The organism is Mesorhizobium sp. WSM3866 (assembly GCF_002294795.1).
GTDB lineage: Bacteria > Pseudomonadota > Alphaproteobacteria > Rhizobiales > Rhizobiaceae > Mesorhizobium.
In genome coordinates this window covers 71,610-87,840 of record NZ_NSGC01000013.1, presented here as the reverse complement: position 1 = coordinate 87,840, position 16,231 = coordinate 71,610, and the positions used below count along the sequence as shown (strand labels likewise).

General features: G+C 64.3%; 16 protein-coding genes and 1 pseudogene. 4 read left to right on the top strand and 13 right to left on the bottom strand.

The annotated features are described in order from the left end of the window. Positions 1-30 precede the first annotated feature (30 nt). Genes CK222_RS25390 through CK222_RS25360 form a run of 7 tightly spaced genes read right to left on the bottom strand, consistent with a single transcriptional unit; the run spans position 31 to position 6,614 of the window. Complete coding sequence (locus CK222_RS25390) at positions 31-1,095, bottom strand: ABC transporter ATP-binding protein (RefSeq protein ID WP_095802318.1); 1,065 nt, start codon at positions 1,093-1,095, stop codon at positions 31-33. Beyond that, complete coding sequence (locus CK222_RS25385; protein WP_095802317.1) at positions 1,095-1,883, bottom strand: ABC transporter permease; 789 nt, start codon at positions 1,881-1,883, stop codon at positions 1,095-1,097. Before CK222_RS25385 ends, CK222_RS25390 begins: the two co-directional genes overlap by 1 nt. Continuing rightward, the gene (locus tag CK222_RS25380) at positions 1,883-2,752 is read right to left on the bottom strand and encodes an ABC transporter permease (RefSeq protein ID WP_095802316.1); all 870 of its coding nucleotides are present in this window, start codon (positions 2,750-2,752) and stop codon (positions 1,883-1,885) included. Before CK222_RS25380 ends, CK222_RS25385 begins: the two co-directional genes overlap by 1 nt. 28 nt (positions 2,753-2,780) lie before the next feature. Beyond that, entirely contained in the window at positions 2,781-3,845 is a 1,065-nt protein-coding gene (locus tag CK222_RS25375) for an ABC transporter substrate-binding protein (RefSeq protein ID WP_095802315.1), read from the bottom strand. Between the two features lie 38 nt (positions 3,846-3,883). Next, positions 3,884-4,858 carry a PfkB family carbohydrate kinase gene (locus tag CK222_RS25370; RefSeq protein WP_095802314.1) on the bottom strand — a complete coding sequence of 325 codons (975 nt, stop codon included), beginning with the start codon at positions 4,856-4,858 and terminating at the stop codon, positions 3,884-3,886. Beyond that, positions 4,855-5,886 carry an ADP-ribosylglycohydrolase family protein gene (locus CK222_RS25365; protein ID WP_095802313.1) on the bottom strand — a complete coding sequence of 344 codons (1,032 nt, stop codon included), beginning with the start codon at positions 5,884-5,886 and terminating at the stop codon, positions 4,855-4,857. Before CK222_RS25365 ends, CK222_RS25370 begins: the two co-directional genes overlap by 4 nt. Before the next feature lie 2 nt (positions 5,887-5,888). Continuing rightward, entirely contained in the window at positions 5,889-6,614 is a 726-nt protein-coding gene (locus CK222_RS25360) for a GntR family transcriptional regulator (RefSeq protein WP_095802312.1), read from the bottom strand. A 182-nt stretch (positions 6,615-6,796) separates the two neighbouring features. Between CK222_RS25360 and CK222_RS25355 the strand changes: the two genes are divergently transcribed. Genes CK222_RS25355 through pcaF form a run of 3 tightly spaced genes read left to right on the top strand, consistent with a single transcriptional unit; the run spans position 6,797 to position 9,656 of the window. Beyond that, complete coding sequence (locus tag CK222_RS25355) at positions 6,797-7,654, top strand: CoA transferase subunit A (protein WP_095802311.1); 858 nt, start codon at positions 6,797-6,799, stop codon at positions 7,652-7,654. After that, positions 7,651-8,451, top strand: a complete 801-nt coding sequence (locus CK222_RS25350) for a CoA-transferase subunit beta (RefSeq protein WP_095802310.1) — start codon at positions 7,651-7,653, stop codon at positions 8,449-8,451. The genes CK222_RS25355 and CK222_RS25350 overlap by 4 nt, the downstream gene beginning before the upstream one ends. After that, a complete protein-coding gene (gene pcaF / locus CK222_RS25345) occupies positions 8,451-9,656 on the top strand; it encodes a 3-oxoadipyl-CoA thiolase (protein WP_095802309.1) in 1,206 nt (401 codons plus the stop codon). Before CK222_RS25350 ends, pcaF begins: the two co-directional genes overlap by 1 nt. A 13-nt stretch (positions 9,657-9,669) precedes the next feature. Here the strand turns inward: pcaF and CK222_RS25340 are convergent. The 5 genes and pseudogenes from CK222_RS25340 to CK222_RS25320 all read right to left on the bottom strand — a co-directional run. Then, positions 9,670-9,831, bottom strand: a pseudogene (locus CK222_RS25340) (4-hydroxybenzoate 3-monooxygenase); the annotation flags it as partial. Between the two features lie 59 nt (positions 9,832-9,890). Beyond that, positions 9,891-10,706, bottom strand: a complete 816-nt coding sequence (pcaD, locus tag CK222_RS25335; protein ID WP_095802342.1) for a 3-oxoadipate enol-lactonase — start codon at positions 10,704-10,706, stop codon at positions 9,891-9,893. Positions 10,707-10,761: 55 nt separating this feature from the next. Continuing rightward, positions 10,762-11,697 (bottom strand): PfkB family carbohydrate kinase, encoded by a 936-nt coding sequence (locus tag CK222_RS25330; protein ID WP_095802308.1) that lies wholly within the window; start codon positions 11,695-11,697, stop codon positions 10,762-10,764. A gap of 13 nt (positions 11,698-11,710) precedes the next feature. Next, the gene (locus CK222_RS25325; protein WP_095802307.1) at positions 11,711-12,580 is read right to left on the bottom strand and encodes a MurR/RpiR family transcriptional regulator; all 870 of its coding nucleotides are present in this window, start codon (positions 12,578-12,580) and stop codon (positions 11,711-11,713) included. Beyond that, positions 12,577-13,566: a TIM barrel protein gene (locus tag CK222_RS25320; protein ID WP_095802306.1), complete on the bottom strand. Its 990-nt coding sequence runs from the start codon at positions 13,564-13,566 to the stop codon at positions 12,577-12,579. The genes CK222_RS25325 and CK222_RS25320 overlap by 4 nt, the downstream gene beginning before the upstream one ends. Before the next feature lie 145 nt (positions 13,567-13,711). Between CK222_RS25320 and CK222_RS25315 the strand changes: the two genes are divergently transcribed. After that, positions 13,712-15,370 carry a sulfatase-like hydrolase/transferase gene (locus CK222_RS25315; RefSeq protein WP_095802305.1) on the top strand — a complete coding sequence of 553 codons (1,659 nt, stop codon included), beginning with the start codon at positions 13,712-13,714 and terminating at the stop codon, positions 15,368-15,370. A gap of 6 nt (positions 15,371-15,376) precedes the next feature. Here CK222_RS25315 and CK222_RS25310 read toward each other — a convergent pair whose 3' ends face one another. Beyond that, entirely contained in the window at positions 15,377-16,231 is an 855-nt protein-coding gene (locus tag CK222_RS25310) for a sugar phosphate isomerase/epimerase family protein (RefSeq protein ID WP_095802304.1), read from the bottom strand.

Below are 16,231 nucleotides of genomic sequence, written 5' to 3'. Positions count from 1 at the left end.
TCATTTCCCATCAGGGACCGGGGATCCGGCTTACGCGGCGATCAGCACCGTGCTCTCCGGCGACCAGCTGAGCATCACTTCTTGGCCTTCGGCCAGCCGCTCGGCGCCGGTGTTCTGGACAATGACCTTCACCGTCTGTCCATCGCGGTCGACGAAATAGGTGCTGTTGTTGCCGGCGAAGATGCGTTTTGAAACCTGGCCCCTGACCGTGTTGGCATATCCCGCCTCGGACGTTGCAGAGCCGGTTGAAATCTGGATGCGCTCGGGCCGCACGGCGCAGCTCGCCTTGGCGCCGGCCGAGAGAGACGCACCCGACGCAGCGGCGATTGCTGTACCGTCGGGCAGCCTGATGCCGTTGCCGGTCGCATCGCCGCGAAAGATGTTGGCGTCGCCGAGGAAGGTCGCGGCGAACTCGCTTTGCGGCCTGTCGTAGATCTCCTCGGGCGGCCCCTCCTGCACCAGTCGGCCGTCGCGCAATATGCCGATGCGGTCGCTCATCGTCAGCGCCTCTTCCTGGTCGTGGGTGACGAAGATGGTGGTGATGCCGACCTCGCGCTGGATGCGCTTCAGCTCGATCTGCATGTCAACGCGCAGCGCCTTGTCGAGCGCGCCGAGCGGCTCGTCGAGCAAAAGCACGCGCGGCTTGGTGACGATGGCGCGCGCCAGCGCCACACGCTGCCGCTGGCCGCCCGAGAGCTGGTGCGGCCGCCGGCCGCCGAGCTTGCCGAGTTGCACGAGATCCAGCGCCCGCTGCACTTCCGTAGCGACCGTCGCCTTCGGCTCGCCGCGCACCGAAAGGCCGAAAGCGACATTGTCGGCGACGCTCATATTGGGAAAGAGCGCGTAGTTCTGGAACACCATGCCGATGCGCCGCTTCTCCACCGGCACGCGCTCGACGCTTTCGCCGCCGATGGCGATGCGGCCGGTATCCGGAAAGTCGAAGCCGGCGATCTGCCTGAGCAGCGTGGTCTTGCCGCTGCCCGAAGGCCCGAGCAGCGCATAGAAGCCACCGTCCGGAAAGTCGATCGAGACATGGTCCAGCGCCTTGTGCGCGCCGAAACTGCGGGAGACGTTCGATACCTGGACGCCGGCCATTATTTCTCTCCACCGAATTTGAAGAAGCGCGCCGTCAGCAGCATGAGCGCCATCGACACCACGATGATGATGGTCGACACCGCGTTGATCTCGGGCGTGAATCCCTTGCGGATCGCGGCGTAGATTTCGACCGGCAGCGTTGTCTGGCCTGGCGTCGACAGGAAGTACGAGACCACGAACTGGTCGAAGGAGACAGCGAATGCGAACAGTCCGCCGGCGATCACGCCAGGCATGATCCAGGGCAAAGTTACGCGCACGGTAACTTGCCACTGATTGGCGCCGAGCGAACGCGCCGCTTCTTCCAGCTCCGGCGCGAAGGTCTGCAGGCGGGCGGACACGACGACGATGACGTAGGGCAGCGCCAGCGCGACATGGCCGAGCAGGATGGCGATGAGCCCGCGACCGATGCCGATGCCGAAGAAGAAGATCAGCATCGCGGTGCCGGTGATCAGCCACGGAATGGCGATCGGCGGAAACAGCAGCGCCTGCAGGAATTTCTTGCCGCGGAATACGTAGCGATAGAGCGCTAGCGAGGCGGCTGACCCGAGCACCGTCGAGATGACGGTGGTGATGATCGCGATCTCGATGCTGTTCCAGGTCGCCGCGATCAGCTGGTCGTTTTGCCAGAGCGAAGCATACCAGTCCGTCGTCCACTCGAACGGCAGCTGGTAAAAAGGCGAGGCGTTGAACGACATCAGCGCCATGATGATGATCGGCACATAAAGGAAGCCGAGCAACAGGAAGATGTAAAAGCGCCCGACCCACTCCAGAATGCGCGTCGTCGCCATCAGCCGGCCCTCCGCAAGACCGGTGCCGCGAGCGCCAGGATGACCAGCACTACGGCAAGCAGGATGAAGGAGAGCGCCGCGCCCAGCGGCCAGTTGAAGACGGCAACAAACTGGTCCTCTATGACGGTGCCGTAGAAAGTGCTGGTGCGGCCGCCGAGGATGCGCGGCTCCATGAAAGAACCCACGACCGGCACGAAGATCAGCGCCGCACCCGCGATCAGGCCGGGCATCGACAGCGGGATGATCACCCGCTTGAGCACCTGCAGCCGCGAAGCCCCGAGCGAGCGGCCCGCCTCGATCAGCGAGTCGTCGATCGCCTGCAGCGTGAGGTAACAGGTGAGCACCATATAGGGCACGTAGGAGTGCACCAGGCCGATGATGACCGCCGGGTAGGAATACATGAGATCGATATTGATCTTGAACGGCAAGACGGCATTGAGCGTGGTGTCGAGAATGCCGCCCTCACGCAGCACCATGGCCCAGGAGAAGATGCGCACCAGCCCGTTCGACCAGAAAGGCAGGATGACCAGCAGAAAGATCGCCTCGCGGCTGCGGCCTTTAAGAACCTTCGCCAGCACGTAAGCCGCCGGATAGCCGATAACGACGCACCAAAGCGTGACCTCGAGCCCGAGCCGCAGCGAGGCCAGAAGAAGCGTCAGATAAAGGCTTTGCGAGAAGAAGGCGGCGTAGTTGCCAAGCGTGAACCACCACTCTTTCCCGGCCAGCGGCAGATCGGTCATGAAGGAGAAGAACACCATGGCCGACAGCGGCAGAAAGATCGCCACCGTCAGCCACAGATAAGCGGGAAGCAGAAGCGGCAGGGCTGGCCGCAGTCCGCGGCGTGGACCGGTCGCGAGCTGCTCAGCCATGATTTCTCTCCTCCCCGTAAGACGCCAGCTATTTCACGTTGACCTTCAGCTCCTGCCAAAGTGCCAGGTATTTCTCGCGCTGCTCATCCGTGACCGGCGCCTGGAACTGGATACGTTTGGCGACCTCTGGGCTGCCCATGACCTTTCGGTTGAAGGCGTCCTCGGGCAGTGCCTCGACCGCCTTGGTGTTGGCCGAAACCGGCGCGCCGACCTTGGTGACCCATTCGACATAGAATTTCGGGTCGATCATGTAGTTGATGAAGGCCTCGGCGCCCGCGACGTTCTTGGAACCGGCCGGGATGGAGAAGGCGTCCAGCCAGGCGACGGCGCCTTCCTGCGGGATGACCAGCGAGACCGGCAGCTTGAAATGCGTCTTGGCGCGGTCGGCGGAGCCGCTCCAATAGGTGCCGATATCGATCTGGTTGGAGGCAACCATCTGGTTCCAGTCGTTCTCCGAACTCCAGAAGGTCTTGATCTGCGGCATCAGCGAGGTGAGCTTCGCCTTGACCGCGCCCATATCCTTGATGTCGTTGATGTTCTGCCCCGATGCGATGGCGCCGAACTGCACCGCCTCGACGGCGTCGTCGCGGATGATGACGCGCCCCTTATGTGCTGGATCCCACATCTCGGCGATGCTCGTCGGCGGCTTGTCGAACGACTTCTCGTTGATGGCTAGAGCGGTCAGGCCCCATACCCACGGCACGCCATAGACCTTGCCGTCATGGTTCAGCATCGGCGAGCCGGCCTTGTCCTTGGCAATATCGGCATAGTTGGAGAGCTTCGACGTATCGATCGGCTGGATCAGCTTGCCGGCCATCGCCTGGTCGTTGAAGGCGGCGTTGATCATGACGACGTCGTAGAGGCCGGGATTGGTCCTCAGCTTGGTCAGCATCTCCTGTTCGGAGTTGAAGAAGTCATTGACGACCTTGTAGCCGGTCGCCTTCTCGAAGTTGGCGACCGCCCATGGCTCGTCGGCGCCGTAGCCCTTCCAGTTGAGCACATGCACTTCCTGGGCGGCCTGGGCGGCAAACGTGAATGCTGAGACGAAGACGGCGGTCGCCGTCAGAAAAGCGGTCAGTCTGGGCATGCGCATGTCTTTTCCTCTCATTGTTGGCCCGGTTGATGGGCTTGTTAAGTTGCAGTCGCGTCCTCCCGGCCATGCGCTATCGTTCCTTGATCGCGATGGCTTAGGAATTCCTGGATCTCACTGTCGGTCGGCGCGGACGAGCCGCCATGACGGGTGACGGAAAGGGCCGCCGCGGCGTTCGCATAGCGCGCCGCTTCGCAGGGCGACAGCCCTCGCGACAATGCGCTGACGAAGGCGCCGATATGCGTATCGCCGGCACCATTGGTGTCGACGGCGCTGACCGCGAAACCGGGGATCGCGCGCGTGCCGCCTTCTGCCAGCCGCACAAGGCAGCCGTGCGCGCCGGCGCGGATCACGACGCCCGCGGCTTTCGGGCAGTGTTCGGCCAGAAGCCGGATCGCGACGGTCTGCGCGTCGCCACGGCCGGCTATTGCGGCGGCCTCGTCGGCGTTGCAGCTCAGCCAGTCGGTGCGGGCAAGCACCCTTTCCAGGATCGGGCGCGGAATCTCCCCGATCACAGGCGTCGGATCGAAGACTACGGGAACTTCCTCCGGCAGCGCCTCGATCCAGTCGGCGAGCGCTTCGCGGCTGCCAGGGTAGCTCAACGTATAGCCGGAGGTGAAAACCCAATCGCCCGGAATGACTTGGACGGGCACCATCATGTCCGGTGTCAGCACGCTCTCCGCGCCCGGCCATGAGACGAAGGTGCGTTCCGCATCGCTGCTGATCATGGCGACGCAATTGCCGCTGTCCATCAAGGGTGACGGCGGCGTCAGGGTCTCGATGCCTTCAGCGGCGAAAGCCGCGCGCAGGAAGTCGCCGTCTGCCCCGATGCCAAGCTGTCCGCCGAACACCACCTTCATGCCGGTGCGGCTCGCCGCGACCATCATGTTGAAGCCGCCGCCGGCGACGCGCGAATAGCTCGTCGCGGTCTTTTCGCTGCCCGCCGCCGGGAGAGCGTCGATGCGATATACATAGTCGACCACCGCGCTGCCGACATGAACGAGGCGCCCGCTCATGCGGCGTCCTCCTTGCCGCCACGGGCCTTCGCCATGCGCGCCGCGACAAGATCATTGGCCAACGGCTCGACCTCCGCGAGATCGATGCCCTTCAGTCCCGGGATTTGATCTTGCGGCAGGCCCGACAGGCCCGAACAGGCGCCCGCCATGCCCGCGGCGATGGCGCCTATGGTGTCGGTGTCGCCGCCGAGATTGGCGCTGATCACTGCCGCTCGCCACGCATCCCCGTTGGCAACCTCCAGCACGGCGAATGCTGCAGGAATCGACTCCTGGCTGGCGACCCCCGTGCCGATCAGGTCAACGATCAACCGGATCGCCTCTTTGTCGCGCTTCCCGCGCACAAGTTCCTGCGCCCAGAGGATGCGTTCGGCGATGTCGCCGCCGGTGACCCAGTGACCGAGCGCGGCACCAAGCTTTGCCGCCGCGACGGCATGGCCGGAAGCAGCGCGCCAGTCGGCGCCCGAAACACCGAGACTGACCGCGGCAGCAACTGCGGCTGCGGAGGCAATCGCAATCGACGTATTGTGCGTAGCCCGGCAGGTTTCCGCGACTTTGAGAACCAGGGCATCGAGCGGCTCCGGGCGGATCATAATGCCGACCGGCGCAATCCGCATCGCGGCGCCGTTGGTGTCGCCAGTTCGCCCCGCTTCTTCCGCCGGCACGCCGTTATTGATGGCGTCGATGGCCCGCTTGGTCGACGGTCCAAGCAGGTCGTAACTGCCACGCGCCTTGACGTCGCGCTCCCAGTCGAGCAGCGCGTTGACCCATCGCGCATGGTCGAAGCGATTCCCGGAGCTGACCAGAATGCGGCCGAGCAGCAGGGCCTGCTCGGTGTCGTCGGTGATGGCACCTGCCGGCAGCCCCTTCGACACCGGATGGTCGACGGCGGGCGCAACGAAACCCTCGACATGGCCATAGAGCTCGGCGATGCGGGCGGGCGACAGAAGCTGTGTCGGCATGCCCAGCGCATCGCCAAGCGCGCCGCCGATCAGCGCGCCCATCGCCCGGTCGATCGCGTCGGCCGCCATGCTCAGAACTCCAGATGCAGCGCGAAATGCGCCGGGTTGAGCAGGCTGGTGACGAATTCGATGGCGCGGCCGTCGGCGGCGCGCGTCAGCCGCCGCGTCCTGAGGAACGGCGTGCCCGGCGCGCAATCGAGGATGGCGGCATCAGCAGCGCTGAGCATCTCGATGTCGACCCACTCCTCGCCATGGTCGGACACCAGCCCTGCCCCGCGCAGCGTCTGGTGCAGCGAGCCTTCGCGAAGCCCGCGCAGCGGCACGTCTTCCAGCTCGGGCGACAGTGGCAGGCGGCTGCGTTCGATCGAGATCGCATGGCCGTCATCGGCACTGGTACGGACGCGATCGACGGCGATGAAAGACGAGCTCTCGACACCGAGCTTTGCCGCGAGCTCGGCATCCTCGATGATCTCGAGCCTAAGCGTCCGGGTTTCGGCATTGGCGCCCGCATTGGCGAGCGCGCGCGACCAGCCGATCGCGTCATCGACCGGCATGCCGTCGAAAGTGACGAAGGACCCGATGCCGACCTTGGTGGTGATGAGGCCGCGGCTTGAAAGCTCTTCCAGCCCTTTGCGAACCGTGTTGCGGCTGACCGAGAAGCGCTGGACGAGCTCGTTCTCGCTCTGCAGGCGATCGCCGAAGCCGAGCACGCCTGAGCGGATCTCGTGCTCCAGAACCGTCGCGATCTGCTCGGGCTTGCCCGTGCCGGGAGTGAGTTGCGTCGCGCGACGGGCCATATAGATACCTGTTCAATGAACCTGTATAATCCTGTTCATTAGCGTATCTGAGACGAAGCGTCAACGGCCATGTCCGGATGTTTTGCGCTGCACCTCATCTGACTGCAGGCATCCTCATAGTGACGCGAGAGGGGCGCTCTCATATGCTCCGATATGAACCTTGATCTCCGGAGCAATGGACGATGGTCAACTTTCTGCCGCTGAAAAAGGCCGTTGCGGAGACTCTGCACGATGGCGATACGGTCGCCTTCGAGGGCTTCACCCATTTGATCCCGACCGCCGCGGCCCATGAGGCAATCCGCCAGGGCTTTCGCGACCTGACGCTGATCCGCATGACGCCCGACCTGATCTACGATCAGATGATCGGCATGGGCATGGCCAAGAAGATCGTCTTCTCCTATCTCGGCAATCCCGGCGTCGGCCTGCTCAGGCGCGTTCGCGACGCCATCGAGAACGGCTCTCCGCGGCCGATCGAGGTCGAGGAGCACAGCCACGCCGGCATGGCCAACGCCTATGAGGCGGGGGCCGCCGGCCTGCCCTGCGCGGTGTTCCGCGGCTATCGCGGCGCAGGCCTTGCCGCCGTCAATGCAAACATCAAGTCCATAACCTGCCCGTTTACCGGCGAGGTGCTGGCCGCCGTTCCGGCGATCCGGCCCGACGTCACCTTCATCCACGCGCAGAAGGCCGACCGCAAAGGCAATGTGCTGGTCGAGGGCATCATCGGCATCCAGAAGGAGGCCGTGCTCGCCGCCAAACGCGCCGTAGTGACGGTCGAGGAAGTGGTCGACAGTTTCGACGATCTCCACCCCAATCTCACCGTGCTGCCGAATTGGACGATCGCGGCAATCTCGATCGTCCCGGGCGGCTCCCATCCGTCCTACACGCATGGCTATTACGAGCGCGACAACTCCGCCTATCTCGAATGGGACGAGATCGCCGCCGACCGCGACCGCTTCCAGGCATGGATGCAGAAGAACGTCATCGAGAGCAGCGCAGACGACTTCGCGGCTCGCGTCGAGCATCTGAGGAAAGCCGCATGAGCGAGAATGATCTGGGCTTCACCCCCAACGAGATGATGACGATCGCCGCCAGCCGTGCGCTGAAGAACGACGATGTCTGCTTTGTCGGCATCGGGGCGCCGTCGGCCGCCTGCAATGTCGCGCGGCTGACCCATGCGCCGGACATCACGCTGATTTACGAGAGCGGCACCATCGGCACCGCGCCCCACATTTTGCCGCTGTCGATCGGCGACGGCGAATTGTGCGAGACGGCGGTCACCACCGTCGCGGTGCCGGAGATGTTCCGCTATTGGCTGCAAGGCGGCCGCATCTCGATAGGCTTCCTTGGCGCCGCCCAGCTCGACAAATTCGGCAACATCAACACTACGGTCATCGGCGACTATGCGCATCCCAAGACGCGGCTGCCCGGCGGCGGCGGCGCGCCGGAAATCGCCACCTCCTCGCGAGAGGTCTACATCACCATGGCGCAGTCGAAGCGCGGCATGGTCGAAAAGATCGACTTCTTCACCTCCTTCGGCCATGGCGAAGGCGGTGACCACCGCAAGCGGCTCGGCATCGACACCGCCGGTCCGACCTTGCTGATCACCGACCTCGCCGTCTGGAAGCCGGACCGTGTCACCAAGGAATTCACCGTTGTGTCGCTGCATCCCGGCGTCACCCGCGAAGAGGTGCAGGCGACCTGTGGCTGGGAAGCAAAGTTTGCCGAGGCGCTTGACGAGACGCCGGCGCCGACGGAACTCGAGCTGAAGACATTGCGCAATTTGCAGGCGCGCAGCAAGGCCGCGCATGCGGGTACCGCCAAAGGGAAAGCTGCATAATGACTGATGCCTTCATCTGCGACTACATCCGCACGCCGATCGGCCGTTTTGGCGGCGCGCTATCCTCGGTGCGAGCCGACGATCTCGCCGCCATTCCGCTGAAGGCGTTGGTCGAGCGCAACCTGGGCGTCGACTGGGCCGCGGTCGACGACGTCGTCTTTGGCTGCGCCAACCAGGCCGGCGAGGACAACCGCAACGTGGCGCGGATGGCGTTGCTGCTGGCCGGCCTTCCCCAGGACATTCCGGGCTCCACGATCAATCGGCTCTGTGGCTCGGGCATGGATGCCGTCACCATCGCCGCCCGGGCCATCAGGGCCGGCGAGGCCGAGCTGATGATTGCCGGCGGGGTGGAATCGATGAGCCGCGCGCCCTTCGTCATGCCGAAGGCCGACACCGCCTTCTCGCGCAATGCCGAGATCTACGACACCACCATCGGCTGGCGCTTCGTCAACCCGCTGATGAAGAAGCAGTACGGCGTCGATTCCATGCCGGAGACCGGCGAGAACGTCGCCGAGGAGTTTTCGGTCAGCAGAGCCGACCAGGACGCCTTTGCCGTGCGCAGCCAGGACAAGGCTGTTGCGGCGCAGGCCAATGGCCGGCTGGCGAAGGAGATCACGCCGGTGGCGATCCCGCAGAAAAAGGGCGAGCCAATCGTCGTCTCGAAGGACGAGCATCCCCGCGCCGGCACGACCATCGAGGCGCTGGCCAAGCTGCCGACGCCGTTCCGCGAGGGCGGCACGGTGACCGCCGGCAATGCCTCCGGCGTCAATGATGGTGCTGCTGCGCTGATCATGGCCTCCGAAGCGGCGGCCAGGAAACATGGCCTGACGCCGATCGCCCGCATTCTCGGCGGTGCTGTTGCCGGTGTCGCGCCGCGCATCATGGGTATCGGTCCCGCGCCGGCAACCAAAAAGCTCTGCGCCCGTCTCGGCTTGAGGCCTGACCAATTCGACGTCGTCGAGTTGAACGAAGCCTTCGCCTCGCAAGGCGTTGCCGTGCTGCGCGAACTCGGAATTTCCGAGCAGGCGGAGCATGTGAACCCCAACGGCGGCGCGATCGCGCTCGGTCATCCGCTCGGCATGTCGGGCGCGCGCATCACCGGCACGGCGGCGCTGGAGCTGCGCGAGCGCGGCGGACGCTGCGCTTTGGCCACCATGTGCATCGGCGTTGGCCAGGGCATTGCGATTGCACTGGAACGGGTCTGACGGCTCGGCCCGCTCAGTAAGGCAGGCCGACATAGTTCTCCGCCAGCGCGGTCGAGGCGGCGTTGGAGTGTACGAGATAATTGAGCTCGGCTTCCTGGATGCGCTGACCGAACTCACCCGCCTCGGGGAAGCGGTGAAGGATCGTCGTCATCCACCAGGAGAAGCGCACCGCCTCGCAATCGATGCGATGCGTCGCCCTCGAGCCCGGTCCGGGATCGGTTGGTATTGTTTGCGTCATCGCCCATGGAGATGCTTTCCCTCAGGCAACGACGCGACGAAGGCGCGGATCAGGGCGACGAGCGCGTCGGGCTGCTCGATGCAGGGAATGTGCCCGGCGCCGCGGATCACCTCGAAGCGCGCGCCGGGGATCAGGTCGGCAAGCGAGCGCACGAGATCGGGCGGCGTCGAGCCGTCCTGGTCGCCGACGATGCAGAGCGTCGGCACCGCGATGCGGCGCGCGCTGTCGGTGAAATCCGCATCGCGAACCGCCATACACGTGCCGATGTAACCCGGCAGCGCCTGCCTGGTCAGCATGTTGCGGCAACCGGCAAGCTCGGCGGCGCGGTTGGCATGAAAATCCGGCGTGAACCACACCTTGATGATGCCATCGGCAATCGCCTCGATGCCGTCACGCTCGACCGTCGCGATGCGGCTGTTCCAGCTCTCGGCGGTACCTATTTTGTGCGCGGTGTCGCTGAGGATCAGCGCTTCGACGAGTTCGGGCCGCCGTGCATAGAACCCCTGCGCGACCATGCCGCCGACCGACAGGCCAAAAAGCACGACCTTCTGGAAGCCGAAGCAATCGATGAGCGCGCTCAGATCGTCGACATGGTCGTCGATCGAGCGCACGCCGCTGCCGATGTCGGAAAGCCCGTGGCCGCGCTTGTCATAGACGAGCATCGGCATCTCACCGGCAAGCCGTGCGACGACATCGTCCCAGATCCGGAAGTCGGTGCCGAGCGAATTGATGAAGATGATCGGGCGCGCAGCAGCCGTCCCGGCGATAAGGCGATGGTGCAACGTAATGCCGCCGATACTGACGAATGGCACGATCTCGATCCTCCAAACCAACATTGCACCAGTTGTCTAGATCGGTAAACCGAGGCTACTCTGGACGGTGCACGCCATCTTGGATCTTTTGAGGGGGCGTCTGGCGATCCGCCTCTGGGGTCGAGACCAGCAGGGCGGCGGCGGCATTCGCGGCGGCGATGGCGGCCTCGGTGGGCTCGCCGCGAGCAAGCGCAGCCGCAAAGGCACCGACGAATTCGTCACCTGCGCCATGGGTGCTGACCACCTTCACCGGAATGGCAGCGAGCGCAAAGGCGCGGCCATCGCGATCGTGATAGGCGACGCCATCGCCGCCGGCGGTGACGATTGCAGCCGGATAAACGATTGCCAATTGCCGCGCTGCCTCAGCTGCGCCTTCAAGCGTGTCGACGACCGGAATGCCGGCCAGGAACTCCGCCTCTATGGCGTTGGTGATCACGATGTCGACGAGCCCGGTGAGTTCGGCGGGCAGCGGCCGGGCCGGCGCCGCGTTGAGCACGACGTAGCAGCCGTGAGCCTTCGCCGCGCGCGCGGCAGCGATGTTGGCGATTTCCGGCACTTCGTTCTGCAGCAACAGCACCTCAGCCTGCGCGAGCAGACCGGCGGCCGCCGCGACATCCTTTTCGCCGAGTGTCAGATTGCTGCCGGAAACGATCACCGCGCCGTAGTCGCCATCGTCGTCGAAAATGGCAACGCTCATGCCTGATCGGATGCCCGGTTCCACTCGCACGAAGCGGTGCTCGACATTGCTGCGGCTGAGATTGGCGAGGAGCGCGCAGCCAAAATCGTCGTCGCCGACGGCGCCGATCATCGCCGACCTCGCACCCGCACGCGCCGCCGACAGGACCTGATTGCCGCCCTTGCCGCCGCATTTCGGCTGCCATCCGAAACCGGTCACCGTCTCGCCCTTGCGCGGACGATCCGGTGCGTCGACCAGGATGTCGTAATGCAGGCCGCCGAACACGGCCACCAGCCCCGCTGAAGCAACACTCATCCGCGACGATCTTTCATCTGTACTTGTCTCGCCGTTTCGAGGTCACTGCCGACATGGTGCGGCCGAGATTGTGCTCCGCCGCCTGGTAGTCGCGCTGCGCCACCGCGACGAACAGCGCATCCAGGATGTTGAGCTGGGCGATACGGGCGGCCGCATTCTCGCCCATCAGCGGCGACCCCCGCGCGGTCGAGCAGAGCACGACATCCGCCTCGGCTGCCAGCGGCGAGTTGGCGTAGTTGGTTATGGCAAGCGTGCGGGCGCCGTTCTTCTTGGCGAGCTGAACGGCATCAATCACCGCGCTGCTGTTGCCGGAATGGGAAAAGCCGACGGCAATGTCTTCGGCGCCGAGGAGCGACGCCGACATGAGCATCATGTGGGAATCGTCGTAAACCGCCGCGCGGACGCCGATCCGCAGGAACTTGTGCGAGACGTCCCGGGCGATCTGAGCCGAACCGCCGACGCCATAGAAGTCGCGATTTCTGGATCGATGGATGAGGTCGGCGGCCCGGTCGAAATCGCCGATGTCAAGGATCGCCAGCGTTTCCTCCAGCGCCTGTATCGAAGTGCGGAAGACCTTTTGCACGATCTCGGCCGAACTGTCGTCGACGGAGAGTTCCCGGTGCATCTCGGCGGTCGGCGAGCGGCTGTATTCGCAGACGGCCGTCCGGAAGTCGCGATAGCCGGAGAAGCCCAGCTTCTTGGCAATCTTCACCACCATCGCCTCGGAGACGCCGGCCTCGTCAGCGATCTCCTTTAAAGGGATCGTCTCGTCGAATCCGCGGCGGCCGAACACGGTTTCCACCACCTTTGCCTCCAGCGGTGTGAGATGCGGCATCATCATGCGGATGCGCGGCCCCACGGCCCGGAGATCCGCGGACGTCATCCTGCAGCTCCGAGCAGGATTTCCTGGACGATAGCCTGCGAGGTAACCGCGTCCTGCCCGTCGAGGGCAGCCGCCAACCGATTGTCCCGCTCCAGCCGCTCGACGACCCGCAACATGCGCTTGACGGTGGCGATGTTGACCTCGCATTCGCGCACCGGGTCGAGACCGGTCATGTCCGGAAAGGTGTCGAAATAGATGGCACCGGCGTAGCCGTCCCTGCGTATCTGGCGCAGCAGCTCGATGGTCTGCAGCGTGTGCACGGCGCCGACCATCAGGCCGTCGTCGCGCTTCGCGTAGCCATCGTTGAGATGAACGCCGAGCAACCTGCTGTGACGGGCGACAAGAGCGGCGGCAAAGGCCGGTTGCTCGTCGGCATAAAGAACATGCGCTAAGTCGAGGGTGACGCCCAGATTGGGCAGGCCGGCCTCGCGGATCGCCAGCAACGTGGTCGCGGCATCCGGCATCAGCGAATAGGAGCGCGGCTCGTTCGGCTTATATTCGAGACTGATGGCGCAATCGGGGTCATGCGCCGCAACTTCACGAATACCGTCGATTTCGTGTTGCCAAAGTGTCGCGTAGTCGGCCTGGAAAGCGTAGTCGAAACCATCCTGCCCCAGCCACAATGTCATGAGACCGGCGCCCGCCTCTCGCGTCGCATTGATGCCAGCCTTGGTGAGGTCGATGGCTTCACGCCGCACTGCCGGATCGGGATTGGTGAACGCGCCGAGCTTGAAGGCGGGATTGGAATAGTAGCGCATCGCGAAGCCATTGATGGAAAGCCCGAGATCACCAAGCCTCCGTGCGATTTCCCTGGGGTTTTCACCGATATGGTCGGGAAAGTTGAGGTCGAGATCGGTGAGCCCCTCGACCTTAGCCGCCCGCGCCGCCATCTGCAGCACCGAGGGCTTCCCGGTAAGCCCGGCCCACTCCGCCTCAGGCCGCGAGGCGAAGGAATTGAGACGGGTGGCAAAACGGTGGGATGTCATTTGGGATCCTTGGGATGCCTGAGACTTCACATGAAAAAATGATTTTGTAAAATTCTCTGGTGAGCTGTACAGGCTGGTTGCCCTGGCTGGCATGCGCTGATTGTTCTGGCATTACCGGGTTCGAGAACCATTCCGACGGGCAGCAATGACCTCGAAACGCAACGTCCTTTTCATCATGTGCGACCAGCTGCGGTTCGATTATCTGAGCTGCGCCGGGCACAAGAGTCTGACGACGCCGAACATCGACCGGCTCGCCAGCCGCGGCGTGCGTTTCACCAATGCCTATGTGCAATCGACGGTCTGCGGCCCCTCGCGCATGAGCGCTTATACCGGCCGCTACGTCCGCTCGCACGGCTCGACGCATAATGGCGTGCCGCTCAGAGTCGGCGAGCCGACGCTGGGCGACCATCTGCGCGAGGTCGGCGTGCGTTGTGCGCTCATCGGCAAGACACATATGAAGGCCGACGAGGAAGGGATGGAGCGCCTCGGCATCGCCAAGGATTCCGTCATCGACGTGCGTGTCGCGGAATGCGGCTTCGAGCCGTTCGAGCGCGATGACGGCCTGCACCCCTCGACCAGCTACGACCCCGATCCGGCCTACGACTCCTATCTGCGCCAGCACGGCTTCGAGGCCGAAAATCCTTGGGAGCATTGGGCGAATTCCGGCGAAGGCGAGAATGGCGAGAATTTCAACGGCTGGCTGCTCGTCCATGCCGACAAGGCGGCGCGCATTCCGGAGGAGCATTCCGAGACGCCTTACATGACGCGCCGCGCCATGCGCTTCATTGAGGACGCCGAGGCCAAGGGCGAAGTCTGGTGCGCGCATCTTTCCTACATCAAGCCGCACTGGCCCTATATCGTGCCCGCGCCCTACCACGCCATGTACGGCAAGGCGGAGATCCAGCCGCCCGTTCGCAGCGAAGCCGAGCGCGTCTCGCCAAACCCGATCTTCGAGGCCTTCCAGCAGGAGCGGTACTCGAAGAACTTCTCGCGCGATGAGGTCCGCGAAACGGTCGTTCCCTGCTACATGGGCCTGATCAAGCAGATCGACGATCAGCTCGGCCATTTGTTCGACTTCATGGAGAAGCGCGGCCTATTCAAGAACACGCTTGTCGTCTTCACTTCTGACCACGGCGACTATCTCGGCGACCATTGGCTCGGCGAGAAATACCTGTTCCACGACGTCGCGGTGAAGGTGCCGATGATCGTCTACGATCCTCGTCCGGAAGCCGACGTCACAAGAGGAACCACGTCGGACGCGCTGGTCGAGATGATCGATCTCGCGCCCACCTTTCTCGATTATTTCGGCGGCAGGCCCAAGCCGCATGTCCTCGAAGGCCGCTCGCTGCTGTCGCTGACTTCGGGTGAGCGGAAGAGCCTGCGCAACTATGGCATCAGCGAATATGACTACAGCGGCGATGCGGCGCGGCTGAGGCTCGCCATGCCGGTGTCGGGCTGCAAGCTCTACATGATCACCGACGGCCGCTTCAAACTCGTCCATGGCGAAGGTGTCGAGCCGATGTTCTTCGATCTCCACAACGACCCGGGCGAATTGCGCGACCTCGGCCGCGAGCCGTCGGCCGCCGGCGATATCGAGCGGCTGCGCAAAATGCTGATGCGCTGGCTGGCGCTGCCCAACAATCGCATTACCGTCCCCGACGAGTGGCTGACGGAGATGGACGACAAGGTCGGCCATTTCGACCCGATCATCGGCTCCGGCGTGCTCATCGGCTATTGGCACGAGGCCGAACTCACCGAACAGCTGGAGGCGCGTCGCCGCTGGCTGACGCGCCGGGGCAACTAGCTTTCGTTACCCGAGTGTCAGCCCCGCCTTCTTCGCTTCCTCGCGCAGGAAGGGCAGCCCAACCTCAATGACGTCGCGCGGGTCTTCCGCTACCGGGCGCCATACCGCGAGCCCGCCGGCGATGTCGACGTCGACATGGTTCATGCTTTCGAGCGTGATCGGGCCCTCATAGCCGATGTCGGCGATCGCCTTCATGCAGGCTGCCCAGTTCAGCATGCCGCGCCCCGGCACGCCGCGATTGGCCTCCGACACATGCACATAGCCGAGGAAGGGCGCCGCCGCCTCGAAGCCGGCCGCGAAGCTCTCTTCCTCGATATGCATGTGGTAGGTGTCGAGATGGATGAAGATGTTGTCGGCGCCGATGCGCTCGATGATGCGCGCCGCGTCGATGCCGCGGTTGATCAGATGCGTCTCGTAGCGGTTGCAGGGTTCGATGCCGAGCTTCAGGCTGCGGGCCTTCGCCGACTTTGCCGCCCTTTCGAGGAAGCGGCACATGCCGTCGATCTCCCGCTGCGTCGGCGCCCGGCCGGTGGTCTTGCCGATCGTTCCATAGGTGACGCCGCCGAGCGCCTCGGCGCCCACCTCGTTGCAGACGTTGAAGGCCGGCTGCAGGAAGTCGAGCGCCTCTTCCGGCCGCTCCACCACGTCGAGCGCGTGCGGCAAGCCGAGCGAGGGAATGAGCTGCACGCCATAATGGTTTGCAAAACCGCGCGTGCGCTTGGTGTCGATCTCCTCGGGTCTGAGCAGCGGGATTTCCATGAGGCCGATGCCGAGCTCCTTCAGCCGGTCCATCTGCGGCTCGATGCGGGCCAGATCCCAGACCGGGGCGATGGCGAAAGTGTGCAGTCCGAAAACATTCAT